28 protein-coding genes are annotated in these 26,429 nt (G+C 36.5%); 17 read left to right on the plus strand and 11 right to left on the minus strand.

The genetic code is table 11. The features are described from left to right. The first annotated feature begins 73 nt into the window (after window positions 1-73). From PAND9192_RS03940 to PAND9192_RS03955, 4 genes are all read left to right on the plus strand, one after another. Complete coding sequence (locus PAND9192_RS03940) at window positions 74-637, plus strand: TetR/AcrR family transcriptional regulator (RefSeq protein WP_087852620.1); 564 nt, start codon at window positions 74-76, stop codon at window positions 635-637. Window positions 638-875: 238 nt separating this feature from the next. Then, window positions 876-1,118 (plus strand): hypothetical protein, encoded by a 243-nt coding sequence (locus PAND9192_RS03945; RefSeq protein WP_087852621.1) that lies wholly within the window; start codon window positions 876-878, stop codon window positions 1,116-1,118. Between the two features lie 262 nt (window positions 1,119-1,380). Continuing rightward, entirely contained in the window at window positions 1,381-1,812 is a 432-nt protein-coding gene (gene lysM / locus PAND9192_RS03950; RefSeq protein WP_087852622.1) for a peptidoglycan-binding protein LysM, read from the plus strand. A gap of 14 nt (window positions 1,813-1,826) precedes the next feature. Continuing rightward, window positions 1,827-2,279 carry a YidB family protein gene (locus PAND9192_RS03955; protein WP_087852623.1) on the plus strand — a complete coding sequence of 151 codons (453 nt, stop codon included), beginning with the start codon at window positions 1,827-1,829 and terminating at the stop codon, window positions 2,277-2,279. An 89-nt stretch (window positions 2,280-2,368) separates the two neighbouring features. On the opposite strand, the gene PAND9192_RS03960 is transcribed toward PAND9192_RS03955, so the two are convergent. The 7 genes from PAND9192_RS03960 to PAND9192_RS03990 all read right to left on the minus strand — a co-directional run bounded on the left by PAND9192_RS03960 (window position 2,369) and on the right by PAND9192_RS03990 (window position 8,621). Beyond that, on the minus strand, window positions 2,369-3,208 hold the full coding sequence (locus PAND9192_RS03960) for a class I SAM-dependent methyltransferase (RefSeq protein WP_087852624.1): 840 nt from the start codon (window positions 3,206-3,208) through the stop codon (window positions 2,369-2,371). A 122-nt stretch (window positions 3,209-3,330) separates the two neighbouring features. Next, a complete protein-coding gene (locus PAND9192_RS03965; protein WP_087852901.1) occupies window positions 3,331-3,726 on the minus strand; it encodes a SufE family protein in 396 nt (131 codons plus the stop codon). Between the two features lie 15 nt (window positions 3,727-3,741). After that, a complete protein-coding gene (locus tag PAND9192_RS03970; protein WP_087852625.1) occupies window positions 3,742-4,959 on the minus strand; it encodes a SufS family cysteine desulfurase in 1,218 nt (405 codons plus the stop codon). Beyond that, window positions 4,952-6,061 (minus strand): Fe-S cluster assembly protein SufD, encoded by a 1,110-nt coding sequence (sufD, locus tag PAND9192_RS03975; RefSeq protein WP_087852626.1) that lies wholly within the window; start codon window positions 6,059-6,061, stop codon window positions 4,952-4,954. Before sufD ends, PAND9192_RS03970 begins: the two co-directional genes overlap by 8 nt. Then, window positions 6,039-6,782: a Fe-S cluster assembly ATPase SufC gene (gene sufC, locus PAND9192_RS03980; protein WP_087852627.1), complete on the minus strand. Its 744-nt coding sequence runs from the start codon at window positions 6,780-6,782 to the stop codon at window positions 6,039-6,041. The genes sufD and sufC overlap by 23 nt, the downstream gene beginning before the upstream one ends. A gap of 6 nt (window positions 6,783-6,788) precedes the next feature. Then, window positions 6,789-8,249 (minus strand): Fe-S cluster assembly protein SufB, encoded by a 1,461-nt coding sequence (gene sufB / locus PAND9192_RS03985; protein WP_087852628.1) that lies wholly within the window; start codon window positions 8,247-8,249, stop codon window positions 6,789-6,791. 3 nt (window positions 8,250-8,252) lie between these two features. Continuing rightward, window positions 8,253-8,621, minus strand: coding sequence for an iron-sulfur cluster assembly accessory protein (locus PAND9192_RS03990; protein ID WP_087852629.1), 369 nt, complete (start codon window positions 8,619-8,621; stop codon window positions 8,253-8,255). A 205-nt stretch (window positions 8,622-8,826) separates the two neighbouring features. Between PAND9192_RS03990 and nrdH the strand changes: the two genes are divergently transcribed. From nrdH to PAND9192_RS04020, 6 genes are all read left to right on the plus strand, one after another. Further along, window positions 8,827-9,054, plus strand: coding sequence for a glutaredoxin-like protein NrdH (gene nrdH / locus PAND9192_RS03995; protein ID WP_087852630.1), 228 nt, complete (start codon window positions 8,827-8,829; stop codon window positions 9,052-9,054). Beyond that, the gene (gene nrdI / locus PAND9192_RS04000; RefSeq protein ID WP_087852631.1) at window positions 9,042-9,443 is read left to right on the plus strand and encodes a class Ib ribonucleoside-diphosphate reductase assembly flavoprotein NrdI; all 402 of its coding nucleotides are present in this window, start codon (window positions 9,042-9,044) and stop codon (window positions 9,441-9,443) included. Before nrdH ends, nrdI begins: the two co-directional genes overlap by 13 nt. Then, window positions 9,440-11,575: a class 1b ribonucleoside-diphosphate reductase subunit alpha gene (gene nrdE, locus PAND9192_RS04005; protein WP_087852632.1), complete on the plus strand. Its 2,136-nt coding sequence runs from the start codon at window positions 9,440-9,442 to the stop codon at window positions 11,573-11,575. The genes nrdI and nrdE overlap by 4 nt, the downstream gene beginning before the upstream one ends. A 12-nt stretch (window positions 11,576-11,587) precedes the next feature. Continuing rightward, entirely contained in the window at window positions 11,588-12,562 is a 975-nt protein-coding gene (nrdF, locus tag PAND9192_RS04010; RefSeq protein WP_087852633.1) for a class 1b ribonucleoside-diphosphate reductase subunit beta, read from the plus strand. 189 nt (window positions 12,563-12,751) lie between these two features. Next, window positions 12,752-13,522 carry an SDR family NAD(P)-dependent oxidoreductase gene (locus PAND9192_RS04015; RefSeq protein ID WP_087852634.1) on the plus strand — a complete coding sequence of 257 codons (771 nt, stop codon included), beginning with the start codon at window positions 12,752-12,754 and terminating at the stop codon, window positions 13,520-13,522. A gap of 140 nt (window positions 13,523-13,662) precedes the next feature. Then, complete coding sequence (locus tag PAND9192_RS04020) at window positions 13,663-14,247, plus strand: TetR/AcrR family transcriptional regulator (RefSeq protein ID WP_087852635.1); 585 nt, start codon at window positions 13,663-13,665, stop codon at window positions 14,245-14,247. A 317-nt stretch (window positions 14,248-14,564) separates the two neighbouring features. On the opposite strand, the gene PAND9192_RS04025 is transcribed toward PAND9192_RS04020, so the two are convergent. Continuing rightward, the gene (locus tag PAND9192_RS04025) at window positions 14,565-15,134 is read right to left on the minus strand and encodes a beta/gamma crystallin-related protein (protein WP_087852636.1); all 570 of its coding nucleotides are present in this window, start codon (window positions 15,132-15,134) and stop codon (window positions 14,565-14,567) included. Window positions 15,135-15,400: 266 nt separating this feature from the next. On the opposite strand from PAND9192_RS04025, the gene PAND9192_RS04030 reads away from it, so the two are divergent. The 3 genes from PAND9192_RS04030 (at window position 15,401) to hmuQ (ending at window position 17,641) form a co-directional block, all read left to right on the plus strand. Further along, entirely contained in the window at window positions 15,401-16,213 is an 813-nt protein-coding gene (locus PAND9192_RS04030) for a peptidylprolyl isomerase (protein ID WP_087852637.1), read from the plus strand. A 37-nt stretch (window positions 16,214-16,250) separates the two neighbouring features. Further along, window positions 16,251-17,222 carry a HupE/UreJ family protein gene (locus PAND9192_RS04035; RefSeq protein ID WP_234998916.1) on the plus strand — a complete coding sequence of 324 codons (972 nt, stop codon included), beginning with the start codon at window positions 16,251-16,253 and terminating at the stop codon, window positions 17,220-17,222. Between the two features lie 116 nt (window positions 17,223-17,338). After that, a complete protein-coding gene (hmuQ, locus tag PAND9192_RS04040) occupies window positions 17,339-17,641 on the plus strand; it encodes a heme-degrading protein HmuQ (RefSeq protein WP_087852639.1) in 303 nt (100 codons plus the stop codon). Window positions 17,642-17,718: 77 nt separating this feature from the next. Here hmuQ and PAND9192_RS04045 read toward each other — a convergent pair whose 3' ends face one another. After that, window positions 17,719-19,251: an EAL domain-containing protein gene (locus PAND9192_RS04045; protein WP_087852640.1), complete on the minus strand. Its 1,533-nt coding sequence runs from the start codon at window positions 19,249-19,251 to the stop codon at window positions 17,719-17,721. Between the two features lie 385 nt (window positions 19,252-19,636). Between PAND9192_RS04045 and PAND9192_RS04050 the strand changes: the two genes are divergently transcribed. Continuing rightward, complete coding sequence (locus PAND9192_RS04050) at window positions 19,637-19,921, plus strand: HP1242/YdcH family protein (protein ID WP_087852641.1); 285 nt, start codon at window positions 19,637-19,639, stop codon at window positions 19,919-19,921. Between the two features lie 85 nt (window positions 19,922-20,006). Here PAND9192_RS04050 and PAND9192_RS04055 read toward each other — a convergent pair whose 3' ends face one another. Further along, entirely contained in the window at window positions 20,007-22,601 is a 2,595-nt protein-coding gene (locus tag PAND9192_RS04055) for a beta-N-acetylhexosaminidase (protein ID WP_087852642.1), read from the minus strand. A 504-nt stretch (window positions 22,602-23,105) separates the two neighbouring features. Between PAND9192_RS04055 and PAND9192_RS04060 the strand changes: the two genes are divergently transcribed. The 3 genes from PAND9192_RS04060 to PAND9192_RS04070 all read left to right on the plus strand — a co-directional run bounded on the left by PAND9192_RS04060 (window position 23,106) and on the right by PAND9192_RS04070 (window position 25,483). After that, on the plus strand, window positions 23,106-24,008 hold the full coding sequence (locus tag PAND9192_RS04060) for a hypothetical protein (protein ID WP_054262037.1): 903 nt from the start codon (window positions 23,106-23,108) through the stop codon (window positions 24,006-24,008). Window positions 24,009-24,030: 22 nt separating this feature from the next. Beyond that, window positions 24,031-24,837 (plus strand): HNH endonuclease, encoded by an 807-nt coding sequence (locus PAND9192_RS04065; RefSeq protein WP_087852643.1) that lies wholly within the window; start codon window positions 24,031-24,033, stop codon window positions 24,835-24,837. Between the two features lie 253 nt (window positions 24,838-25,090). Beyond that, entirely contained in the window at window positions 25,091-25,483 is a 393-nt protein-coding gene (locus tag PAND9192_RS04070; RefSeq protein WP_081278653.1) for a hypothetical protein, read from the plus strand. 48 nt (window positions 25,484-25,531) lie between these two features. Here the strand turns inward: PAND9192_RS04070 and PAND9192_RS04075 are convergent, their stop codons facing one another. Further along, on the minus strand, window positions 25,532-26,062 hold the full coding sequence (locus PAND9192_RS04075) for a hypothetical protein (RefSeq protein WP_087852644.1): 531 nt from the start codon (window positions 26,060-26,062) through the stop codon (window positions 25,532-25,534). Window positions 26,063-26,429: the final 367 nt, after the last annotated feature.

The raw sequence follows: 26,429 nt of genomic DNA on the forward strand, positions 1-26,429 counted from the left end.
ACCTGTCAACACTTTTGAACTAAACAGTTTATTTTGATAAAATTAGGGCACTGACAACAAGAGGTTAAGGTTAATGAGTAAGCAAGAAGAAAAACGATTAAATATCATTAATAAAACAATTACCTTATGTGCTCAATATGGTTTCCATGGCACCAGTATGGATAGCATAACCACCGCTACAGGTGTTTCTAAAGCGACTATTTATAAGTATTTCTCATCAAAAGAAAACCTTATAAATGAAGCATTGGTAATGTTTAGCGAACGAGCATTAAATCATTTAAGTATTATCTTTTCTGATCCGTCACTCACTCTAGAGCAGAAGCTTTCAGAACGCTTTGAGGTGTTAGTCAAGTTAATGAAAGATGACCTATTTAACGGTTGTTATTTTCAGTTAGCATACAGTGAATTCAATCATACAGACAATGCAATTGCTGATACATGTAGCGGATACAAAATACAACGTGTAGAGATGATACAAGCCTTACTGACTAAGCATAATATTACTAATGCTGCATTAAAGTCACAGCAAGCAGAACTTGTTTTTAATGGATTATTAGCATCTTTACAGATAACAAAAAATACCCAATTAATACCAATGGCAAAAGCCATGTATCTCGACATTATTTTTAAGAATTGATAAGCATAAAATGACAGATTTGCACCTTTTTTATGAGCTTTTTCTTAAAAGACACAATACATACTTCAAACGAATTATAGCTTTGAACTATGTCACAATTTAATGACAATTCTCTTTGCTAAAAACCAATGCAGTGCCATAAAAGCAATATATATTCTTATTTATTACATGAATAATCATTCTAAATGATGGTTTATGATTAATTAACAGCATGGCTTTTAATACAAGGCGTTTCCATATGAAAAAATATCTTATTTTGCCCCTACTTTTAGTTTCAACATCAGTATTGGCTAACACTCATGTCTTAAGTCCAAAATTTCACCATCCAGATAATAAAGAGCATCATGTGACCAAAAAAGTTGCTGCGCCAGCTATGAATAACAAGGGAGTTATCAGCCCTAAATTTCATCACCCAGAGAATAAAGAACATCATGTGATCAAAAAAACGAAAAAAACATCATCATCAGCCCCTATTCTTTAGTTTCCCTTCTATTAAAATAAACAATGACACAATAAAGTGCTCATTGTTTATTTTATGACCAACCATACCCTTTATAATTCATTGATTGATCTTCTCAAAACTATAGTGCTGCACTACTTTTGCCCTCTTCTTATTAACTATTCATTGTCATCGCCCCAAAAGATACCTAATAGGCATAACAAAGAGACACTATTGTTACTTTTTGAACTAAGCTTGGTAACAACATTCGTATTTACCACTCAACAACAAGGATAGAGACAAGATGGCATTACTTGATTTTGTACGCGATATTGGCAATAAATTATTTAGCAATGAAGATGAAGCGCCAGCAAAAATAACTCAACATATTGAAAATAATAATCCAGGATTAACGAATTTAAATGTTGAAGTAAAAGATGGTGTTGCAACACTTTCAGGAACAGCAGATAGTGCCGCAGCCAAAGAAAAAGCAATTTTAATGGCGGGTAATACAGCAGGTATTGAATCGATTGTTGATAATATTGATGCACCTGCAGCAACTGAAACAGTGAATTATTATGAAGTTAAATCTGGTGATAGTTTATGGAAAATAGCTGAAAGCACATTAGGTAATGGCGCGGACTATCAAAAAATCTTTGATGCTAATAAAGAAGTGATTATCGATCCTGACAAAATATTCCCAGGTCAGAAACTTCGTATACCAACAATGGCTTAATAGAGGTAGAAATCATGGATATTAATCAACTATTACGTATTGGTGCTCAATTATTTTCGCAATCACAAGCAAATACGGCAGGCTTAAATGAGAACACCATTACTTCTGCATTGTCACATTTATTTGGTGGCGATAGTGATGGCAAAGGTATTGATTTACAATCTATAATTCAATCGCTTAATGGAGCTGGATTGGCAAATATTGCCGCATCTTGGCTTGGTAATGGTGACAATGAGGCCATTTCAGCCACAGATATTGGTAATATTTTCAACTCTGATCAACTATCAAACTTTGCCAATGAAGTTAAATTACCTCAAAGTGAGGCAATAACAGGCTTACAAGAAACACTGCCAGGCATGATAGATAAAGCAAGCCCTAATGGTGATATTGCAGGAGAGCTATTTCAAGCGGTAGGTGGTATGGATGGATTACTCAACATTGCCTCAAGTATCTTTGGCAAAAAGTAATATCGCGCACTATCTATAAATAATGAATCGATGTTATTACAACGAGATAAGGTTAATAATAACATCGATTTCTTTATTGTCTTATGGCATTACTTCTGCGCACTAACGCCCATCAGGTGATCAACCTTTTGCACGTTCTTAAAGCCAACTGCGATTAATCGACGAATTACACCGTCGACAAAACTACTGCCCTTTTTCATAATATGCGGGTTACCGGTGTAATGGAAAAGACGTCCACCTTGACGAAGTACACGGTAAATTTCGCTATAAAACTCTTCGCTATATAACTCACCAGCAAGAGAAAAACGAGGTGGATCATGAATAACCGCATCAAACGATATCGAAGGCATGGTCGTGATCAATTCAAAGCTACTACCTTGACGTTGTTCAATGCCATCATTATTTAGATCTTGCGACCAAGGATTTAACGCGCGTAGTCCCATCACTGATTCACTCAGTTCTATAGTCAACACTTTTTTAGCGCCAAGTCGATGAGCAGCAATCGCGGCATAACCTAAGCCACTGCAACAATCGAGGACATTATCGCCACTGCGTACTGCTTGTTTCGCCATATCGGATGCACTTGCAAAAGGATCTGTTCCTTTAGAAATGTGCATCTTAACACCACTAATTTCAAGTAATGGTGCGCCCTCTGTCGGTGCTAATTTGTAATAGCCAACACTGCGGTCTTCAATTGGCTCCATGTCGCCATCACTACAAAGGTAAATCCTTTGGGTCTTTTTGACGATTTTTTTAAGATCTGCAATCGATAGTTTATTGTCTTCGTCCAGTACTAAACCTTCAGGACTAACAGCGTAATCCTGTTCCGAAAGGTGAAGATCTGTCGATAAGTGGACACTCGATTGTCCTTTAGCAATAGCGTCTAACGCCTGTTGAGCATTTTTTGTATGAAGATAGTAGCCAAGCATAGTTCGTTTATCTAATTAGAAACACTGCACGTATTGTAACATAAATCCTCACACTGATATCTCGATCATAGTTAGCATATCGCCTTCATTCTAAATTTATAATGCCATTCAGTTTCGTTTGATTATTCCCTGCTTATTAATTGTACTTGCTTGATTATCGTAGCAATACCAATCGCTCGAGTTGGGGTTAAATGCTGAGTTAATTGTAATTGTTCAAACCAAGCATCAATATTAAACGTAGCGATATGCTGGCGACTTTGTTGATCATAAGCAATAATCATCAACGCCAATAAACCTTTCACTATCGCAGCATCACTATTTGCAGCTAAGCGAATCAGATTATTATTTTGAGTTAATGTTATCCAAACGCTACTTTGACAACCTCGAATTTTATGATCATTTGTTTGTTCATTTACTGGTAATAAACAAAAACGGTCACCAAGTTCAATAAGGTATAAATATTTATCTTCCCAGTTAGCACACCTTTGAAAATTCTGTAATACCTTTTGGGGTGTCATTATTGAACTCATGGCTTATCCTAATAAATGTTTAATACGCTGCAAGCGTTCAACGAACACATCAATATCATGAGTGTCGTTATATAACCCAAATGATGCTCGGCACACTACAGGTTGTTGTAGGCGTTGTAATAATGGCATTGCACAATGATGACCTGTTCGAATAGCTATTCCGTAATTATCTAAAAAACTACCGATATCAAAAGCATGATGATTACCTAAATTGAAAGAAATCACCCCGACTCGGTTTACGCTTGCGCCATATATCGAAAGAGAATTAACGGTTTGCATTTGTTCTTCAGCGTAAACCATGAGCTTATCTTCATGATCAGCAATGATATCCATACCAATATGGTTGATATAATTAATCGCCTCACCCAATCCTAATATTCCAGCAATATTGGGTGTACCCGCTTCAAAACGCCACGGTGCCGTTTGGTAGGTTGTTCCCATCGGCAATTGCACATACTCAATCATTGCGCCGCCACCTTCCCACGGCGGTAACTTATTAAGGTAGGTGTTAGCAATATAAAGCACGCCAACTCCTGTCGGACCATACAGTTTATGCCCTGAGAAAGCATAAAAATCACATCCCATATCTTGCACATCGACCTGTTGATGCGCAATCCCCTGTGCACCATCAATCAATACCGCAGCACCAACTTGATGAACCATTGTTGTTGCTGCTTTAATTGGATTAATACAACCCAGCACATTAGAAATATGTGTTAATGCTAATAGCTTGGTTTTTTTACTTAATAACTTCTGTAAATCATCCAAATCCAATCTATATTCAGCATTCATTTGCCAGACTTTAATTGTTAGTCCTAACTTCTCGGCTAACATCTGCCACGGAACAATATTTGAGTGATGTTCCATATCAGTAATAATAATTTCATCACCAGCTTGGGTGAATGTTGGAAGGTATGTATTAGCGACCAAATTAATGGCTTCTGTGGTTCCTTTAGTAAAGATAATCTGATCACTTGATGTTGCATTTACAAAATTCGCCACCGTTTGACGAGCTTGTTCCATATTTTGTGTAGCATGAGCACTTAATCGATGAACACCACGATGGACAGTCGCATATTCATGAGTATAAAAACGCTGCATGCGTTCAATCACCGCTAAGGGTGTTTGTGCTGTCGCGGCACTATCTAGATAAATAAAAGGCGAAGTCTGTTGATGATTATTGAGCGTTGGAAAATCATCTCGCCAAGGACTATCAAACATTTTCACCTTCCAGCTTTTGCGTTACCTGCTGTAATAAATACTGACGTACATTGGCTAGTGTCACTTTCTCGCACACTTGAGCGGCAAAAGCTGTAGTGATCATCTGCTCTGCAAGCTGTTTAGGAATACCGCGCGCTTGAAGGTAAAACACTTGTTCTGAATCTATCTTTCCAGTTGTTGCACCGTGACTACATTTCACATCATCAGCATATATTTCTAGCTTAGGGCGACTATTCACTTGTGATTTTGTACTTAATAGCAAATTATGGTTATCCATTTGGCCATCAGTTTTAATCGCACCTTGGTCCACATAGATCATACCGTCAAAGACACCAACCCCTTCACCCAATCCCACGATTTTATGCAATTGCTGACTATGACAATGTGGTGCTCGATGACGCAAAAAGGTTCGACTATCAAAGCATTCACCAAATGTAGGTAATGCCAAACTATTAAAGCTGACATCACAGCCTACATCACCAAGATCGATGCTTAATTGATGACGAATTAACTGTCCTGACAACAAAAACGTACTACTACTGACATTAACATCACGAGCGGTTTTTATATCGTTATGCGCCAAATGACACTGGTCGTGACTGGCCTCGATTAACTTAACATGTTCTAGTCGAGCTCCATCTGCAACAGTGGTTGATAATCGGCATAGGGTTGTCCCTTGTGCATCAGCTGATGATATATGGTGTTCAACCAATTGACATGATGCCAACTTTTCAAGTTGCAGATAATGACGAATAGATATCACATGCCCTGTTTTACTATCGCTAAAATGAAGTAAGTATATCGGCTTATCTAAAATGACGTTTTCTGTTACCGTTATAAATAAACCTCCTTTTACCGTTGCATCCGTTAAGTCAGCAATAAATTCAGCTCTGGCGGCATCATGACTGTCTTGATCGCAGCTTAGCCATTGATCAAAAGGACGAATATCAACACCTACAATCACATCTGATAACTCAGATGCAAATTCACCATCAACAAAAACAAGTCGATAACCGTCATCTAGCCACAAGGTTGAGTTTTTCACCCATGGCTGTAACTGCATTAAAGAAAAATCAGGATTACTCTGCAGTGATCCAACCATAACCTTTCTCCTCTAATTGTTTCGCTAACTGGTGATCCCCTGATTTAACAATCTTGCCATTTACCATCACATGCACATAATCTGGCTTAATATAGTCAAGAATACGCTGATAATGAGTAACAACAATAAAGGCACGCTGACCGTCACGCAGTGCATTCACACCGTCAGAAACTGCTTTTAATGCATCAATATCTAACCCTGAATCGGTCTCATCTAAAATGCAGAGATTTGGTGCAAGCACTGCCATTTGTAAAATATCATTACGCTTTTTCTCACCACCTGAAAAACCTTCATTAACCGCACGATCTAATAGCGATAATGGCATTTTTAATAACTGCGCTTTCTCTTCTAATAGGTCGTCAAAATCAAATCGATCGATTTCTTGCATGCCTTTATATTTACGAATCCCATTCAATGCTGTACGTAAAAATAATTTATTACTAACACCTGGAATTTCAACTGGATATTGAAAGGCTAAAAACACGCCTTCACCTGCTCGTTCATCAGCATCTAATTCAATCAAATCTTTATTATCAAACTCAATTGCACCTTGAGTAATGGTGTAATCCTCTTTACCCGCCAATGTTGCTGAAAGCGTACTTTTACCAGAACCATTAGGTCCCATAATGGCATGCACTTCACCAGCACCAACAGTTAGGTTAATGCCTTTAAGGATCGCGTTATCAGCCACTGCAACATGTAAATCTGTAATTTTAAGCATAATCAATTAACCCACACTGTGTTCAAGACTAATAGCAAGTAACTTCTGTGCATCAACAGCAAACTCTAACGGTAATTCTGAAAACACATCTTTACAGAAACCATTTACAATCATAGAGATAGCATCTTCTTCACTGACCCCGCGTTGGACACAATAAAACAGCTGATCTTCACCTATTCTTGAAGTGGTCGCCTCATGCTCTATCTGAACCGTTGGGTTTTTAACTTCAATAGTTGGAAAAGTATGTGCTCCGCATTGGTCACCAATCAGCATCGAATCACACTGGGTATAATTTCGTGCCCCTGCTGCGGTTGCGAGGATCTTAACCAAACCGCGATAAGTGTTATCACTTTTACCCGCAGATATCCCCTTTGATATAATGGTTGATCTGGTATTTTTACCAATATGGATCATTTTGGTGCCAGTATCGGCTTTCTGAGAACCATTGGTTAAAGCCACAGAGAAAAATTCGCCAACTGAATTATCGCCTTTAAGAATAACGCTGGGATATTTCCACGTAATTGCCGAACCTGTCTCTGACTGTGTCCATGACATCTTACTGTTCGCGCCTTCACACACCGCACGTTTAGTGACAAAATTTAAAATACCACCAGCAGTACCTTCTTCACCGGCAAACCAATTTTGAACAGTAGAATATTTTACTTCCGCATCTTGATGAATGATCACTTCAACCACTGCGGCATGTAATTGATAACTATCACGTACTGGTGCAGAACATCCTTCGATATAACTGACATAAGCACCCTGATCTGCCACTAAAATCGTCCGTTCAAATTGCCCCGTCTTTGCTTGGTTTATTCTAAAATAGGTTGATAATTCACGCGGACAACGCACACCAGGTGGCACATAAATAAACGTTCCATCTGATGCGACAGCAGCATTAAGTGCAGCAAAAAAATTATCATTAGCTGGCACAACAGTACCTAAGTAACGTTGAACCAATTCGGGATATTGCTTAATCGCATCACTAAAAGAGCAAAATATAATCCCAAGATCATTTAATTCTTGGTGATATGTGGTTGCCACAGAAACAGAATCAAAAATAGCATCGACTGCAATGCCTGAACCGTCATGGACAGGCACACCTAATTGTTCAAAAGCATCAGCAACCTCTTTAGTAAGAAAATCATTGTCATTACTAGGCAAATCATCATTACACTGACCACAACTTGGTGCTGAATAGTAACTATAATCTTGGTAATCAAGTTCGGGATATGTCGCTTTTAGCCAATGTGGCTCGGTCATCGTCTGCCAGTGTTTAAACGCATTTAGCCGAAACGCTAACATCCATTCAGGTTCATTTCGACGTGCAGAAATTGCGCGAATTACCGCTTCATCAATACCTTTTTCAAAAGTATCACTGGTAATATCGGTATAAAAACCTTCTCTATAGCCTTTAGATTGCAGTGCCATATCAATATCTTTTTGAATTTCTGGACTCTTCATTGACTAAATTCCAAAGCTCTCACCACAACCACATTCGGTTTTAACGTTTGGATTATGATAAATAAAAGACTGATTTAAACCTTGACGAACAAAGTCGATCTCAGTGCCATCAAATATGGGTAAAGCGTTTAATTTGACATAAAAAACACAACCATTAGATTCAAACTGAACATCATCAACCTGAGAATTATCTTGTTGTTCTATAACATAGGCATACCCTGTACACCCCGATGTTTTTACCGAAAATCGAACAACAGATCCTGATTGCGATAACGCTAAAATTCTATTGGCAGCAGCCATTGTTGCAGTCACACCACGCCATGTTTGATCTTGTAACGAAAACTCTTCTACACCTTGAAAATGGTTTTCCATTGCCACATCTCCTGAGCAATAAATTCGAGCAAGATAATAATGATTATCAATTACAAATCAACCATGAATAATATATGTCTACTTACTCACACCACCAAAATATCCATATATGCTAAAAATAGATCTTGAGAACACAAGATATAGATGTCAATATGATAATGATTATCGTTCAAATAACTATTACCTTAATTACATGAGATATTTAATGAGTGTTATCGTTTATTCCAAACCCAATTGCATCCAGTGTATAGCAACAAAAAGAGTGCTTGATACACAAGGAATTGCTTATAGAAATATTGATTTAAGCGCCGATAAAAACGCACGAGAAACAGTGATCCAGCTTGGCTATAGAGAAGCACCTGTGGTGGTCATTGAAGGTAAACATTGGAGTGGATTTCGTCCAGATTTGATTAAACAGTTATGTACAAATTAATCTATTTTTCAAGCCAATCAGGCAATACTCAGCGCTTTGTTGAAAAGCTAAATTTAGGTGCAATCCGCTTACCTATAGACGCTGACACAACGACGCCCACTCCAGAAGCCCCTTTTGTTTTAATATGCCCGACCTATGCAGATGGTTACGGACGAGGCGCTGTACCTAAAGCTGTGATTCGATTTTTAAATAACCCTAAAAATCGTTTATTACTTAAAGGGATCATTGCATCAGGGAACCGAAACTTCGGTTGTTTATTTGCTCTGGCTGGTGATGTGATTGCCCAAAAATGCCAAGTACCCGTGCTTTATCGGTTTGAACTAGCAGGTACAGATCAGGATGTATTACGGGTTAGAGAAGGACTACAAAAGTTTTGGTTAACATTATGAAGAAAAACAAAAATAACGCGAATCAGCTCGATTATCATGCCTTAAATGCGATGTTAAATTTAGTTGATAACCAAGGTCAAATTCAATTTTTCGCTGACAAACAAGCGGTTCGGCAGTATTTTTTACAGCACATCAACAAAAAAACCTTATTTTTCGATAGCTTGCGCAAAAAAATCGATTTCTTAACGCAAGAGAATTATTACGAAACCGCTATTTTTGCTGGTTATTCATGGTCTTTTTTAGAACAGATTTGGCAAGCCGCATTCAAGGCTAAATTTAGATTTGAAACCTTCCTTGGGGCATATAAATTCTTTACGTCTTATGCACTTAAAACACGTGACGGAAAACAATACCTTGAATCTTTTGAAGATCGAGTAGTCATGACTGCCCTATTACTCGCTCAAGGAAATCAAACTGTTGCGATGCAATTAATGCAAGAAATCATCAATGGCCGCTTTCAACCCGCTACTCCAACTTTTACCAATGCAGGTAAATGCAGCCGTGGTGAGTTAATTTCATGTTTTTTACTGCGCATTGAAGACAACATGGAAAGCATTGGTCGTGCCGTGAACTCATCACTGCAATTGTCACGTCGAGGAGGTGGTGTTGCATTAATGCTCTCTAACTTACGTGGTTATGGCGCACCAATTAAAGGCATTGAAAATCAATCATCAGGTGTTGTACCAGTAATGAAATTACTCGAAGATAGTTTTTCATACGCTAATCAGCTTGGCGCTCGTCAAGGTGCCGGCGCAGTTTATCTTCACGCTCATCATCCTGATATTTTGCGTTTTTTAGATACTAAACGTGAAAATGCCGATGAAAAAGTACGGATTAAAACCCTAAGTTTAGGCGTCGTTATTCCTGATATTACTTTTGAGCTTGCGAAAAATAATCAACCGATGTGCTTATTTTCACCGTATGACATCGAAAAAGTGTATGGCAAACCATTATCAGACATTTCAATCAGCGCGTTATATCATCAAATGGTTGCAGATAACCGTATAACCAAAACCGAGATCAATGCCCGTCAATTTTTCCAAACATTGGCAGAAGTACAATTTGAATCTGGTTATCCTTACATTATGTTTGAAGATACTGTCAATCAAGCTAACCCTATTGATGGTCGTATTTCAATGTCAAACTTATGCTCTGAAATACTCCAAGTTAATCAAGCATCAACTTATAACGATGATCTTAGCTACCAACATCTCGGTGCTGATATTTCATGTAACCTTGGCTCATTAAATATTGCTAAAACAATGGATGGCAACAACCTTGCTCAATCGGTTGAAATTGCTATTCGAGCTTTAAATGCTGTTTCTGAAATGAGTAATATCAATAGTGTGCCATCAGTACGTAAAGGCAACGAAGACAGCCACGCTATTGGGTTAGGTCAAATGAATCTGCATGGGTTTCTTGCCCGTGAACATATCTATTATGGTAGTCAACAAGCGTTAGATTTTACTAATGTCTATTTTGCAGCGGTACTCTACCATTGCCTACGTACATCCAATCAACTCGCGATTGAAAAACAAGCAACATTTAAAGGTTTTGAACAATCACAATATGCCAGTGGACAATTTTTCGATAACTATATTGCTAATGATTTCTCGGCTAAAACAGCAACAATTAAGCAGCTTTTAGTCAAATTTAAGATCGATATTCCAACTCAAAAACAATGGGGGCAACTTAAACAATCGGTCATGGAATACGGCTTATACAATCGCAATCTGCAAGCTATTCCGCCCACAGGTTCAATTAGTTATATCAATAATTCCACAGCATCTATTCATCCGATTATATCGAAAATAGAAATTCGTAAAGAAGCTAAGATTGGACGGGTTTACTATCCAGCGCCTTATCTCACCAATGAAAATAAACACTTCTACCAAGATGCGTACCAAATCGGTGTAACTGCCATTATTGATACCTATGCCATTGCCACTCAACATGTGGATCAAGGCTTATCATTAACCTTGTTTTTCCCTGATACCGCAACCACTCGTGATATCAATAAAGCTCAAATATATGCTTGGAAAAACAATATTAAAACCCTGTATTACATTCGATTACGTCAAAAAGCACTTGAAGGTACGCAAGTTGAAGGCTGCGTTTCTTGTAATTTATAAGGAAAAGTTATCATGAAGTCTCTAGCATCTCACCCACTTGCTCGTGCAATAAACTGGAATCAACTCGAGGATGACAAAGATCTCGAAATCTGGAACAGATTAACAGTTAACTTCTGGCTACCTGAAAAAGTTCCATTATCAAATGATATTGAAAGCTGGTCGCAATTAACGGATCACCAACAACAACTAACTATTCGAGTTTTTACGGGGCTAACATTACTCGATACCATTCAAAATACTATCGGTGCGCCAACATTAATACCCGATGCATTAACCCCTCATGAAGAAGCGGTGTTAACCAATATTGCCTTTATGGAAGCAGTTCACGCACGCAGTTATTCTTCTGTTTTCTCGACCTTATGTACGACACCACAAATCAATGAGGCCTTTAAGTGGGCGGAAGAAAATGCCTTGCTACAACGAAAAGCACAACTGATTTTACAACAATATAATGCGGTCGACTCACCACTTAAAAAGAAAATTGCCAGTGTATTTTTAGAAAGCTTTTTGTTCTATTCCGGTTTTTACTTGCCAATGTATTGGTCAAGTCGAGGCAAGCTCACTAATACAGCCGATTTGATCCGCTTAATCATTCGTGATGAAGCTATACATGGCTATTATATCGGTTATAAATTCCAGAAAAAATACCAAACCTTACCCACAACAGAGCAAGCAGAACTGAAAGACTACGCTTTATCACTACTATTTGAGTTATATGTTATTGAATGTGAATATACAGAAACACTTTATAGCAGTGTTGGCTTAGTTGAAGATACCAAGCAGTTTCTCCACTATAACGCCAACAAAGCCTTGATGAACTTAGGCTTTGAACCACTATTCCCTGATGAAATTTGTCAAGTTAACCCAGTCATCATGGCTGCGTTATCCCCTGATGCTGATGAAAATCATGACTTTTTCTCAGGATCTGGCTCATCGTATGTGATCGGTCAGACCATTGCGACTGAAGATAGCGACTGGGATTTTTAAAACATTAAAAATCAAACACTTGAATAAACTACCTACTAATAGGTAGAAATAGTATTTGACGCTAAAATAAAATCACCCTATATTTAAAATCAATGAAGCGTAGCAGAATCATCTAATCACATTGCTCGCTTTATTTTTTTAACCATACCACCTACCAATCAGTAGGTAGATAGAATAAAGGATTACATTATGTTCACGACATCATCAATTGCACTTATCGTTGGCGGCTCATCAGGCATGGGTAAAGCCACTGCTGAACGGTTATTAAACGCTGGAGTTCCTGTAATGATTTTATCGCACAATGCCGATAAACTTGCTGCAGCAAAAGCTGACTTAGAACAACGAACTGGCGGTAATGTTGAAACAGCACAAGTTGATTTATATGACCTTACTAAGGTGAACACTTTTATTCATCAACTGGAAAATGAAACTCGTCATATTGGTTATCTTGTTAACGCCGCTGGTTTTTTTAAACCAGTTAGCTTTCTAGAGCACACTGCAAAAGATTATGATCTTCAATTAGATATCAATAAATCATTTTTCTTTATTACTCAAGCGGTTGCGAAAAACATGCAACAACATGGCGGTGGCTCAATCGTAAATATCGGTTCAATGTGGGCCCATCAGGCTATTAAGGCCACCCCATCATCTGCTTATTCAATGCAAAAAGCGGCTTTACATGCATTTACCCGTAACTTAGCAATGGAACTTGCTGATGATAATATTCGTGCGAATGCTGTTGCTCCAGCCGTTGTTCTTTCAACTATCTATAAATCATTCATTGCTGAAGATGAGATTGAAACAGCATTACAAGGATTTAATGATTTCCACCCAATCGGACATATAGGTTCAACCACTGATATTGCAGATGCGATTGAATTTTTACTGTCAGACAAAGCAAAATGGATCACAGGTACAGTGCTAGATGTCGATGGTGGTGTGATGGCGGGTCGTAATTAATGCTAAAAATAACTCTCAGATATTGTTAATAATGGCGATAAACACGTCGCCATTACCTCTCTACTCATAGGTAGAAAAAATTGTTATCTGTAATGCTAAATGATAGATTATTGATCTTCTTTAAAATGTGAATATCAATTATGAAAGACATTAATCCTACTGCGGCAAAAATCGCCGATATTGCCGAAAAATACATTCAATGTCGTGGTTTTAACGGCTTCAGTTTTCGTGATATTCAAGACGAATTGGGCATAAAAACAGCCAGCATTCATTACCATTATAAAACTAAACAAGATTTAGCCATTGTTGTATTTGAACGTTATCTTGAGCGCTATCAAATGGCACTAACTGCGATCGAACAGCAACATACGACAGCAGCTGATAAATTAACAGCGTTGGCCAATATCTTTATTACAGTCCGTGAAGAAGGCAAACTGTGTTTATGTGGTATGTATGCATCAGATTTTTATTCCCTCACTGATAGCCTAAACATTCCGTTGGATCGATTCGTTACTTTTAATGAGCAGTGGATAGAGCAAGTCATAACAGCTGGAATAAATGACAATGAGTTTTCATCACAATTAAATGCTATAGATGCTGCGAGGCTTTATTTCGTATCACTCGAAGGCTGCATGCTCATTTCACAATTTAAAGATGCGAATTACATTAAAACAGTGGTTAACAACTATTTTAATGTTGTTTTAAAAGTAAAAACAAATATCTAAGACTATTGTTGCGAATAAAACAGACGACACTCAAGACAAATAACATTGTCGTTTTGTAGGTATTTCAATGGCATCATATTATCAATTTTTGTATCTATGATGCTGTTGCTGCCTCAGTTTCACCCTTCCAGCACACAGCAGTCCCAAACCAATCAATAATATTCATGCCAGTGTTAACTACTCACAAACAATACAACCACTGACAATCAACACTCACATTGATAACAACTACCCCATTCAATTACAATAACCATCAACAATAGCACTTATGCTATTCAGGTTAGGCTACATTATTGTATGAGCGATGATGGCTGTAATTACCAAGATCGAGTGCTTAGAATCTTAATTGAGCTAATTTTATTATTAAACCCTGTTGCATTTTCATCACCGCCTTTGCGAGTATAATACCCACCGCTATAGTTAATACCCTCATAAAAACGAACAGTCCACCCTGCTGGAATATAATAAGAAGACATACGATCATCAAAATTATAAACACTTAAATTAGGCACATCATGGCTGATAGTAACTGACTTTCCACGATGATTTTTATGACTGTATAACGCGATAGCATCATGTCGTCCACTATCAGAGTTAACCGCTAATGATGATTCAATACACTTCGCTTGTTTTGCCTTACAAAAGATACTGTTTTCACCCTGCGACTGTTCACAGCGTTGGTGCACTTTATAGCGAGCAATATCTTCGCTCATACCAACATCAGCAAAGACATCAGTAAAAGGCTGTAAAGTACAAACATAAACACGACTATTATGACTACCATTCGTATTATTAAGATTATTTACATTGTTAAACTCAACACGTAAATCCGCTTGTGAAGCAGTACTGAAACCTAAAAGAGTGGTTAAAAAGAGTATTTTTTTCATGACTACTTAATCTGCCATAGCAAATAAGATTGCTAATATAAAGGTGAACCGATTTTTAAATAATACCACCAACCATTTCCCTTTAATATAAAACACCGTTCAAATATACCTGTTAGGTGTAATAATAATCAATATAGATAATTATACTTACTTTATAAAATACAACATGTTGCATCATCACCTTTCTATTAATGACTGCATTCAATAGTCATACAGATACCACATGTATTCTTATGGGGTATTTAATATAAAAAAGACTCACTAACATGCTAAACACTGCTTTGTATTGGCTTAAAAAATTCATTAAAGATCCGTTTTCACACTTTCTAATAGCAGGTGCAATCCTATTTGTTTGTTATTCGTTTTATCATTCAAACACATCATCTACCAATGAAGTAGTGATCACGCCATCTCAAATCAACCAACAAAAGCGAGATGACAAAACATACTTTGGGAGCTTGCCTTCTCATGCAATGTTGAATAACGATATCAATCAAGAGATTCTGCAACGCATTTTATCGCAGCAAGCACTGAAGCTCGGTTTAGAGAAAGGCGATCCCAATCTTAACGCGCTGCTAATGCAACGGTTTATTTCTTACACCACCCAAATAGCTAAAATAAATGCGGCCAATACTAGGTTATTGCACCGCTATTATGTTGCACATCGCCAAAACTACCGTTTTCCTAATATGTACTCGCTCTGCTATCACTTCCTGTCACCTCAAGAGCAAGCACATTCAAAACAAGCGCCCAGCTCTCAACAATGTTTAACCCATATAACCGAGCAAGATCTGCAGTCTAAATTAGGATCAGCGGTGATCAAAACCTTAAATACAATCGCCCCTAATACCTGGTCACATTCGGTCAACACTCCGTTTGGTCCTATTACAGTTAAACTAACCCACTATAATAAAGCTGGAATTCTAAGCTTTAAAGATGCGAAACCATTGCTAACGAATGACTATACCAATGCTGTTATTAATACAAAAATAACCGACGTAATAAAAAAATACCGCATTGAGCTTCCTGCTAACTCAGGCATCGTTGTCACAACAAAGACCTTACTTAAAAATGTATAAGCATAACCTTTACACTGCCCTATGCGCGGTTTTATATATGGCATTGAGTTTGGTATGGAGCCCACAAGTACAAGCCCATCCTTATCAACCTGCTGTTGGATTAATTACCCAAATAAATAGCCATCAATATGAATTAACGCTTAAACTGCCAGTAGTAGCTGGAGAACACACAAAAATCATTCCTAAGCTTACCCACGGTGGCAAGATCCATCTATTAAGCTCTCAAAATAGTCTTGATGGTTTTGGCATGGATCTGCAACGGTATTTATTGGTATTTCCAACCACAGACACCGCGCCGATGATCACATTCCAAGGGCTAAACAATATTCAACTATTGACGCAAACCACCAGCCAGCATGGGCAAATAAATACGCTAGAACTTTACAAAGGACATAACCAATTATTATTGGCGGGCAAAGTCAGCACTTGGTCTACTGTGAAGTTATTTGTCACCTTAGGTATAACTCATATTTTAACAGGCATCGACCACCTTATGTTTGTCGCTGGCCTGCTGCTCTTTACTCGTGATTTTCGGACCTTCTTAAAGGCTATTACTTGTTTTACATTGGCACACAGCATTACATTAAGTCTATCAGCACTCAATCTGATTCATGTACCCGAACCGCCCGTTGAAGCTGGTATCGCGTTGAGTATTCTATTTTTATGCTATGAGTTAACGCGGCCTAATAATAAACACCAACCAACATTAAGCCGTCGCTTTCCGTGGTTGATCTCGTTTTCATTTGGATTACTACACGGTTTAGGCTTTGCGAGTGCACTTAAAGCAGCAGGACTGCAACAAACCAGCATTCCTTTAGCATTAGCATGCTTTAATGTTGGCGTGGAAATCGGACAGCTTATCTTTCTAAGTATCTTGCTAACGCTATTAAAAATTTGCTCCAAAATTGCATTTTTCCAACAACGAATCTTTCAACAAGTACCGTTATATATCATGGGAATTATGGCTTCATTTTGGTTTATTCAACGGATTTACATCGTCTTTCACTAAATAAGTCATTAATCGTAATCAAACATTTTGTTTTTATAAATGGTCAACAGCGTTATTACTATGATAGTGATAGCACTCTAAATATAAAAAAACAGTCAATCAGCTAAGGAAGTTATATGTACATTGCAATGAACCGTTTTAAAATTCGTTTAGGCTCAGAACAAGAATTTATCGATATCTGGAAAAATCGCGAAACCTATCTTGATACCGTTACAGGTTTTCAATCATTTAATTTACTTCAAGGCGCATCGAATGATGAATACACTCTGTTTGCTTCGCATTCAGTATGGGATTCTCGCCAAGCATTTGATGGTTGGACTCAATCAGAACAATTCCGCAAAGCCCATGCTAATGCCCGTGGTAATAAAGAGATTTATTTAGGTGCACCGAATTTCGAAGGTTTTGAAAGCTGCCTTTAATAACGTTAATAACAAGCTATAGATTCAATTAAGACCCAAATACCTTACTCATGGGTATTTGGGTTACGATAAGTTAGTTATTGTTTTTCTAATTTTAACGCATGATTCTGAAGAAATTCTTCTAATGGAATTGGTTTAGAAAACAGAAAACCTTGTAAGAAATCAACACCTTGTTTTTGTAAGTATTCAGCTTGTGCTTCTGTTTCAACACCCTCAGCAATAATACTAAGTGACAAACGTTTTGCCATTTCAACGGTGGTATCAATTAAGAGCTCAGAAGTATTATCTATACCAATATTCTTAACAAAGATCTGATCTATTTTAAGATAGTTAAGATCAATTTTTTGCAAATTAACTAAGCTTGAATGTCCGGTTCCAAAATCATCAATCGCAATTTTACAACCAAGACTTTTTAACTGTTGAAATAGACCGTGGGTAAAATCTGATACTTCAAGTGCTTCACGTTCAGTTAATTCTAACACCAGTACGATTTTATTATCCGCAACTTCACTAATAAAACGCTGGCATTCCTCAGACAATACAGTGCTATTACAATGCTGTGGTGCAATATTTACTCCAACATGAAATGGTGCAGGTAACGCATGTTTATATAGCCGTAACTGTTTTGCCGTCTCTTTTAAAATGAGATCTGTCATTGGAATAATCAATCCAGAACGTTCAGCCTGTGGAATAAACATATCTGGACGCACCAGCCCATGAACTGGATGTTCCCAACGCATTAAAATTTCTAACCCAACCAACTCTTTTGTTGTTGCATTCATAATTGGTTGAGCATACGGCACAAATTCATGATTGCTTATTGCCCTTTCGAGCTCTGAATATAACGAACGAGGACGACACAATATCGTTCGACAAAATAGAGAAAAAAACATTTGAGCAAATAAAATAACTAATATATAAAAATACTCTTGTTCCCAAAAAATAAGCCATGAAGATTTGCCGTTTAAACCAATATAAACTGTAAAAGGATAATTATTAGATGTTACTGATTGAACATCTAATAATGACTTATTAGGATTTTCATAAGTAAATACATTATTATTGGTTAACCATAATTTACCAACAGCTAATGAAACAAGAAATGATTTTGTTTGTGAATGAGAAAACAGCGATTCAATATACCGAGTATCAATACCACTCAACGCTGCCTTATCACCTTCCTCAGAACGAACTACGATTAATGGTTGATTCTTTTTAACCTTACTTCCAGGCATTAGCAATAATTTGCCATCAACATATTTTGCTTGGTTATCATTAAAAGTAAGCGGCCCCCAAAGAGATGTACAATAAATACTATCGCCATGTACAAGGTTTGTTGTACGTACATAAGGAATACGGGTAACGCTTGTTCTTATTTTACGATAAATTTGATCGCAATTATTATCAGCAGCAATTAAATCTAATGCCTGTTGGTTAGACTGTTCACCATAAGCAAGAATAGTGTCAATTTGAGTCACTATTGCAATAGCATGTTGCTTCGTATTTTCTTCTAACGAAGCCATAAAACCAGCATGAAACAATTTCAAAATAAAAATAGTAGGCAGTAATGTCAACAATATTAGTGAATTTTTCTTTATGTTTTCGGTCATTACGCCCTCTATATAATCAGCATTACGCTAATTGTTAAACAAACAGTTATGTCATTATTCTCTTTGATTATAACCATAAAAATCAAAAGGTATTTTTTAAATCTTTCAATTCAAGAATAATTATAACTACTATGTATATAAAATTTTAACATCACTTTATACTTAACAGTAATTAATTGATTAAGATCATTCGCACAAAACAACCAATTGATTACCAATAACTCGATAAGCTCAATTTTTGCGCAAAAAAAACAGGCAACATAGTGACGGATAGTAAATGAGATAAGAAACATTTAATCGTATTTAAATTATATTGAATATAAAATAATTGATAGATCATTTATATTCATCGGCAGTCAATAATAATTAATAATAAGGTATTAATATGTTTCCTGAACATAAAGAAATCATTGTAACATTAAAGAAAAAAAACAATCACTTTGCTACATTATGTTCACAATACAATGCCATAGATAAAGCAATTATATTATTAGGAAATAACTTTGAGGATCTTCTTGTTTTACAACAACTACAATTAGACATTAAAGATAAAATACTTATTCTGATTAAAGAAGAACAAGAAAATAAAACTCCTCATCAGAAATCTTTATCAATGGAAGGTACTTGTACAGATTGGGATAATCTAGAACAAGATGATTTTGCTAATTAATATATTTAACTACCGACAAAAGCCGCCATTTCTTCTTTTTTAATAGACGGCTTTTGTTATTTTATTCAACTACCATTCACAATGATTAATTTGCTATTACGCTTATTACACGCCCTGCTCGTCCATCTTTTGCAACAGTACGTACAAATATATTATCACTAACCAATGGCCGTTTATCTACATTATAATTTTCCCAGTTTTTACCGTCTTTTGAATATTCAATTTGAACACCACTAAAAGGTGTATTCGCATCTAAATAACCTTTATTAATAACAGCCCCAACTATTGGCAATCGATAATGTATATTGGCTTTATCTAACTTAGGTAACTCTTTATAACCAATCAAATTAGAAAACTGTTGCCAATCAGCATCACGCAATTTAGCATTTTCATTTAAATGTGTTGTGCCTTTATTGCCATCGACGTTAGTCTTAAATTCTACCCCTTGTTTATGTTCAGGCTCCCAATCCGCTTTATGCCACCCGCGCTCTGCAATCGCAAAAATACGCGGAAAAATCATGTATTCTGCTTGTGCATCAGTTCTTGTCACTTCAGACCAAAATGCACCCTGGACACCAATAAAATCGCGTTTTTTCTCTCCGGTGACAGCTGCAATCGGCGCCCCCATTCGATCAGACATCCATTCTACGTTAGCTGGAATATTGTCTGGCATAAAAGAGAACGCTTTTTTGGTGTTGGTATGGCGTGTCGCCCAATAATAGCCACGTTCTTTAGGATCATTTTCATAGGGCATATCAAAGTAATAAGCATCAGGTGGAACGACAACCACATCGTAACCTTTATTAGCAAAGTTATTATAATTATCGACACCGCCCCAGAACATGGTTCCCCATACCCAAGCTTTCGCTGGATCGCCAGCAAGTTTACTTGGCTCAATCACAGAATGAGATAAACCATCGTTCCATGCACCAAGAGTCAGTCCCTTAGTATCAAGAATATGATTAATACGATTAATGAAATAACCGCCTAAATCCTTAGCATTTTTAATTCCACTTTTAGGATCAACAAACATCTTTCTACATGCAGGAGAATCTCCCCAAGCGCCTGCGGTTTCATCGGCACCAATGTGATAATCTGTTAGCGGTTGACCAGCTTCCGTATGTAATTTATTAATTTCATCGATCACTTTATCCATAAAAATAAAGCTCGATTCAAGACAAGGGTTAATAGTGTTATCTTGATAATGCTGAATTGAGTAATACTTTGTGGTGTCATACGGATCAGAAAGTAAATACATTTCAGCGGCCGTTTGATCACCTTGCGCCATAAATTTACGGTATCGAGCTTCCATTGCTTTAACCGCAGCTAAACTGTGACCAGGCATATCCATCGAAGGAATAACTTGAATATTACGTGCACTCGCATATTTAAGAATTTCTTTATAATCTTCACGAGTGTAATAACCAGACCCCGTATTCGGTAACTCTGCACCTGAACCTAATTGTGGCAGCATACATTTATTTTCATCTAGATCATGGCAACGATGCGCGCCGACTTCGGTTAGCTCTGGTAATCCATTGATCTCCAAGCGCCACCCTTCATCATCAGCTAAATGGAAATGGAACTTATTGAGTTTATAAGCCGCCATTTGATCCATTAACTTAAAAATAAAGGCTTTTGAATGAAAGTTACGAGAAACATCCACATGCATACCGCGATAGTCATAGCGTGGTTGATCTTGGATCACAACCGTATCTAGAGTATTTTTACCCAGCGTTATCATGCCGGCGACAGACTGCACGCCATAAAAAGCACCAGCATTATCCGTACCAATAACGGCTATTTTATCTTCATCAATATTAAGCGTATATGAGCCTGAAGGTTTTGATGGATCGGGTTTTACCATCACATTAATCTTTACACCCTGTCCAGTTTGAATACCCAGTGATTTAAAACGATCATTCAACGCCTGACGTTGATTTAACGGCAACTCATCACTAACAATATCAAATCCTTGCGTAATATCTAATTTGCCACCTAATAACGTTGTTTTCATCGGTGTCGGTAAAATATTCGCCGATACTGCTTCAACACCCAGATCTTTAACTGTTACGTTGTCTGCATAACGTGATGTTGCAGTGGCAGTAGGAAGTAAATCACCCGCATTACGTTTAAGCTGGTTTTGTGTATTTTTAATTCCACGACTAAAACCAGACAGTTCATCTAATCCAACTCTATCAAGTAAAGGCTGAGTATTTAAAATATTTCGCGCTTGAAGATTAGCACCTGCGACATAATAGTTAGGAAAAAAGTCACTCTCTGAAACAATCCAGTTCATAAAATCAATATTTAACTTTTTTGTTTGACCACTTTTTAAACCATTAAAACTGTCGGTCATGGTTATCTTATGCAAGTCACCATTAATATGCTCAATTTTAAACTCATCACTCTTAGAGCCTAATGAACGATGATAATTAGAAAAGTAGATTTCAACATCTTTATTAAGATCACGTTTGCCGGTATTTTCTAACTCAATTTCAACGCGGTAACAATGCCCCCACGGAGACTCAGGAGGACAATCTTGAGGCTTATTTTCAACCAGACCTGTCGTTAACTTGATATGCTTTGCCGCATAATCGATGTCACTTTGAGTCAGAGCATGAACATTCATACTCGCTAACATCACTGAACTGGCTATAAGTGATAATTTCAAACGCATTATTGTAAAACTCAATTTATAAGATTTGGCCCAATATTAATTGTTTTTTATCCTATAAAACCAAAGCTAAATCATGCTATTAGTTTAATGACCAATAAACTTTCGAAGTAATATCACAACCCTAAAAAAAACCTAATAAACGTGACAATGTCACAATATCGAAGTCTAAAAGCTAAATACCGTTGAAAGCTATTTTGTTGTTGAAAAAAGCAGAAACTAAAGAAAACATATTTGGATTGACTCTAATACGTAACTTGTAACCATTTGATATACAATAGCTAAATGACTTTCTTTGTTACTGAGGACACTTCAGGGACAAAGTTATTTATTCCATCATTAAATCTTAGCATGTTCTATCGCCTCCTCTGCAGATCTAAGTACTGCTTTTTAAAACATTTAGCACTAACAATGCTGTTCTTATCACACATCACACCAAAACATATTGAGTAAATAAATACTAAGAATATCCTAACTATATATTACATATAAGTTATTGAGTATATTATGATTAAAGCTAAATTTAGAGATAATGGCTCAGAATGTAGTACTGAAGACTACGCACAAAACCCAGATAAATATCGAGGACTAATAGACTGTATCGAATGCTCCCAAAAAGCTTGGTTTATAAAAGGATTTGAAACAGAAAAAATGAGTCGTATGGCTTGTTTTGGTGCAAGGCATTTAGATGGATGTAATGCTTCTACTGTAGATTTAAAATCAGAAGCAACAGATGAAAACATTGATGACCCAAATAGCCCAGGCTCTAGCTTATATGTAAATTTAGATAAATCAGCGACATCTAATATTTATGTCTCACAGGATAATGACAAACATGGTGATGAAGAATCAACGCGCCCATCACCAGCAATAAAAAATCCACTTGGCAACTCTAGCGGATATCCTTTAAATAAATCACTAAGAGGAATTCTAACTAATCTTATCCGCAACCCAAATTATGGTGAAAATGGTCTAGAAATTAAAATCGTTTCGAATGGTGGTCGTACAATTATAGACGGAAAATTAAAAGACAATATTGTAAACATTAAACATGTATCAAAAGACCATATGAGACAAGAATATATTTTCTGGGGACCAATTAATAACCTAAATATAGATAAAAAAGGTGTTCTTTGGCTAAATTATGGTGATTATCGAACAGAGCCTAGCATTCGTCTAAACCCTGAGCTATCTCAAGAACTAATAAAGAACTTTAGACTTAAAGATGTTTCTGAGCTTGATGGTTCTGATTTTATTATTGTTGGTCATCTTGGCTATTCTTCTGCTGGCAAAGCTATAATTTCTACTAGTTTCACCAAATACATCTCATTCAGAAAAATGAACATATCTAAAATCAATGATCATTTGAAGTCTAGTTCCAAAAAAGAAGCAGTACTATTTGATAACTAATCTTATTACCTCAAGGATTAATATGAGCACATATCTTTTAACATGGAATCCTCGTGTATGGCCTAAAGAACAATTTGATATCTATTATCAAAAATATACACAAGGTAAAATATTGAAATGGAGCTGTGGTACAACAAAAAAAATCCTTGTTGGCGATAATATTTTTTTATTAAAACAAGGAAAAGGAAATAAAGGTCTTATTGGTTCAGGGGTAGTTACCGCTGCTCCATATTACGCACCACATTATCAAGAAGAAAAACGTAAAGAAGGTAAAGAATCTTTATACGTAGACGTGAAATTTGATCATTTATCAAACAATCAATTCAAAACTCCAATTTCACGAGATGAATTAAATGCCCCCGAATTTATTAGTAACATTTGGGACTCGCAAGGTTCCGGTAAAACAATTCCAGCTGACATTGCTGACGGTCTATTTGATTTTTGGAATTCACGTATTGAAAGAAATGAGCAGGACTTTAGTGGTCCAGATGAAGCAGAATCATCAAAATTAAAAGAAGGGGGAAAAAAAGTTATAACGGTTAACGCTTATGAAAGAAATACAAAAGCAAGAAGGTTGTGCATTGAACACTGGAAATATAATTGTGGTGTATGTAATTTTCATTTTGAGAAAACTTATGGACAACTAGGAAAAAATTATATTCATGTTCATCATTTAAAACCCCTTTCTGAAATAAATAAAGAATATGATATAGATCCAGTGAAAGATTTAAGGCCAGTTTGTCCTAACTGTCATGCAATGCTCCATCGTAAACAACCAGCACTTTCAATAGAAGAGCTAAAAGAAATATATACAATTTATAATAAATAAAATAAACGTTACGCATCACGCTCTGCCCTTCACCACCGAAAATGGTCTAAATCGCCAACCTCGGTGGTGGTGGCTAAGAAGGGCCGAAAATTTTTATTTCCCGAGAGTCTGACTCGTTTGAGGTTTCTGCGCGTCCAAAAGAACCTAACCAATTAAAATAATATCTATTTTCAATAATTCAAACGTTCTTATCATACTTCCCACTTTGCATATGATTAAATATAAAAAATATTTTTATTTTTTTTGGAAATTTATGGCAATAAAAACTAAGTGGGTAGAAGCTCCTTTCATGGAATATGGCTATTGGTCTACAGATCAAGTCGAAGTGGGAACTAAAACAGTTCAAATAGAAAAAGGGATATTCTCTAAAAGGTTTGTAGAAGAACAAATCCCTATTTATGAGGAACAAAAAGTGTGGCACTCAGAGGGATATTCTGACAAAGAAATGGATGGTAAAAAATTCACTAAGCGCATTGAAAAAGCTGTTGCTGATTTAGAAGCAGAAGGATTTGAAGTTATAAACATTACACCTTTAATCTCTGGAAGGTATAAAAATGATTACTCATCTAGCCCTCATATGAGCTACGGTTGGGGTTATGGATTTAGCTATACCGAAGGCGTTACAATTTTAGCTAAATCAAAATAAATAATATAAACAGAGAGCACATGTAAGTTATATGTTCTCTGTTAGTTTTTAGATTACTGATAGGAAATCGATACGATACTGAGATTGTTTTCCGTAGTTTTCCAATGTCACGCCTTCCACATGGAGTTCTTTATTCGCAGGATTTGTATCAACACCTACAAAGAAAACACCTAAATTATTATAGGTATTGTTATCCGTTGGGCAGTACAATTTCCCTTGATTGATGACAATATGATTCCGCCATTTTTCCACATCTACTTTCATTTCATCTTCAAGTTTGCCAGAATTACTTCGCTTAAACTCAATTAAAAAATAACTCTTTTCATCTTCATCTGATGATATCCAAAAATCAGGAATGATATGATTATCTCCTGATGAGTGTACTTTATACTCACGATACCAAGAGAAATTCGCTTTTTGCTCTTTATATACTTTCTTTTGAAGATAGTGAGCAAATTCAACTTGAATCCACCCTTCCCAACCTGAAACCTGACATTCTTTAATCGTAGCAATGACTTCTTTTATATGTTCTTCTTCGAAAAAATCTTGAATGCAGCTAATAACTTTATCTTTATTCATTTTTAATTCTCATTCCATGAAATACTATTTATAAGGATTTGTTTAATTTATTCATCTAATATTTGTTATTCCATCACAATTACGTGATTGCATATTGGATGCTCTAGCATACCGATTTCAAGCAACAGTAAGCTTACATAATAAAATCAATTAATATAATGAAGTTACTAACAAATATTAACTTTCACTTCAACTCACACTAATGAGTAAACAAATTCAAGTCCGCCATTTATTCGAACATGGCCACCTCTCACCAAATACCCTCTTTCCCAAACCATCTTCAACAAAGTACTCGCCCACGAACTCGACAACTCACAACGCTTGGCTATCTGCTCTGCTGTTACCTTTTCACCAGGCATAATTGACT

It is taken from the genome of Photobacterium andalusiense (assembly GCF_900185625.1).
GTDB lineage: Bacteria > Pseudomonadota > Gammaproteobacteria > Enterobacterales > Vibrionaceae > Photobacterium > Photobacterium aquimaris.

Excerpts from the sequence above, each read along its gene's own strand:
- PAND9192_RS03940 (WP_087852620.1), top strand. The coding sequence starts at position 74 with ATGAGTAAGCAAGAAGAAAAACGATTAAATATCATTAATAAAACAATT.
- PAND9192_RS03945 (WP_087852621.1), top strand. The coding sequence starts at position 876 with ATGAAAAAATATCTTATTTTGCCCCTACTTTTAGTTTCAACATCAGTA.
- lysM (WP_087852622.1), top strand. The coding sequence starts at position 1,381 with ATGGCATTACTTGATTTTGTACGCGATATTGGCAATAAATTATTTAGC.
- PAND9192_RS03955 (WP_087852623.1), top strand. The coding sequence starts at position 1,827 with ATGGATATTAATCAACTATTACGTATTGGTGCTCAATTATTTTCGCAA.
- PAND9192_RS03960 (WP_087852624.1), bottom strand. The coding sequence starts at position 3,208 with ATGCTTGGCTACTATCTTCATACAAAAAATGCTCAACAGGCGTTAGAC.
- PAND9192_RS03965 (WP_087852901.1), bottom strand. The coding sequence starts at position 3,726 with ATGACACCCCAAAAGGTATTACAGAATTTTCAAAGGTGTGCTAACTGG.
- PAND9192_RS03970 (WP_087852625.1), bottom strand. The coding sequence starts at position 4,959 with ATGTTTGATAGTCCTTGGCGAGATGATTTTCCAACGCTCAATAATCAT.
- sufD (WP_087852626.1), bottom strand. The coding sequence starts at position 6,061 with ATGGTTGGATCACTGCAGAGTAATCCTGATTTTTCTTTAATGCAGTTA.
- sufC (WP_087852627.1), bottom strand. The coding sequence starts at position 6,782 with ATGCTTAAAATTACAGATTTACATGTTGCAGTGGCTGATAACGCGATC.
- sufB (WP_087852628.1), bottom strand. The coding sequence starts at position 8,249 with ATGAAGAGTCCAGAAATTCAAAAAGATATTGATATGGCACTGCAATCT.
- PAND9192_RS03990 (WP_087852629.1), bottom strand. The coding sequence starts at position 8,621 with ATGGAAAACCATTTTCAAGGTGTAGAAGAGTTTTCGTTACAAGATCAA.
- nrdH (WP_087852630.1), top strand. The coding sequence starts at position 8,827 with ATGAGTGTTATCGTTTATTCCAAACCCAATTGCATCCAGTGTATAGCA.
- nrdI (WP_087852631.1), top strand. The coding sequence starts at position 9,042 with ATGTACAAATTAATCTATTTTTCAAGCCAATCAGGCAATACTCAGCGC.
- nrdE (WP_087852632.1), top strand. The coding sequence starts at position 9,440 with ATGAAGAAAAACAAAAATAACGCGAATCAGCTCGATTATCATGCCTTA.
- nrdF (WP_087852633.1), top strand. The coding sequence starts at position 11,588 with ATGAAGTCTCTAGCATCTCACCCACTTGCTCGTGCAATAAACTGGAAT.
- PAND9192_RS04015 (WP_087852634.1), top strand. The coding sequence starts at position 12,752 with ATGTTCACGACATCATCAATTGCACTTATCGTTGGCGGCTCATCAGGC.
- PAND9192_RS04020 (WP_087852635.1), top strand. The coding sequence starts at position 13,663 with ATGAAAGACATTAATCCTACTGCGGCAAAAATCGCCGATATTGCCGAA.
- PAND9192_RS04025 (WP_087852636.1), bottom strand. The coding sequence starts at position 15,134 with ATGAAAAAAATACTCTTTTTAACCACTCTTTTAGGTTTCAGTACTGCT.
- PAND9192_RS04030 (WP_087852637.1), top strand. The coding sequence starts at position 15,401 with ATGCTAAACACTGCTTTGTATTGGCTTAAAAAATTCATTAAAGATCCG.
- PAND9192_RS04035 (WP_234998916.1), top strand. The coding sequence starts at position 16,251 with ATGGCATTGAGTTTGGTATGGAGCCCACAAGTACAAGCCCATCCTTAT.
- hmuQ (WP_087852639.1), top strand. The coding sequence starts at position 17,339 with ATGTACATTGCAATGAACCGTTTTAAAATTCGTTTAGGCTCAGAACAA.
- PAND9192_RS04045 (WP_087852640.1), bottom strand. The coding sequence starts at position 19,251 with ATGACCGAAAACATAAAGAAAAATTCACTAATATTGTTGACATTACTG.
- PAND9192_RS04050 (WP_087852641.1), top strand. The coding sequence starts at position 19,637 with ATGTTTCCTGAACATAAAGAAATCATTGTAACATTAAAGAAAAAAAAC.
- PAND9192_RS04055 (WP_087852642.1), bottom strand. The coding sequence starts at position 22,601 with ATGCGTTTGAAATTATCACTTATAGCCAGTTCAGTGATGTTAGCGAGT.
- PAND9192_RS04060 (WP_054262037.1), top strand. The coding sequence starts at position 23,106 with ATGATTAAAGCTAAATTTAGAGATAATGGCTCAGAATGTAGTACTGAA.
- PAND9192_RS04065 (WP_087852643.1), top strand. The coding sequence starts at position 24,031 with ATGAGCACATATCTTTTAACATGGAATCCTCGTGTATGGCCTAAAGAA.
- PAND9192_RS04070 (WP_081278653.1), top strand. The coding sequence starts at position 25,091 with ATGGCAATAAAAACTAAGTGGGTAGAAGCTCCTTTCATGGAATATGGC.
- PAND9192_RS04075 (WP_087852644.1), bottom strand. The coding sequence starts at position 26,062 with ATGAATAAAGATAAAGTTATTAGCTGCATTCAAGATTTTTTCGAAGAA.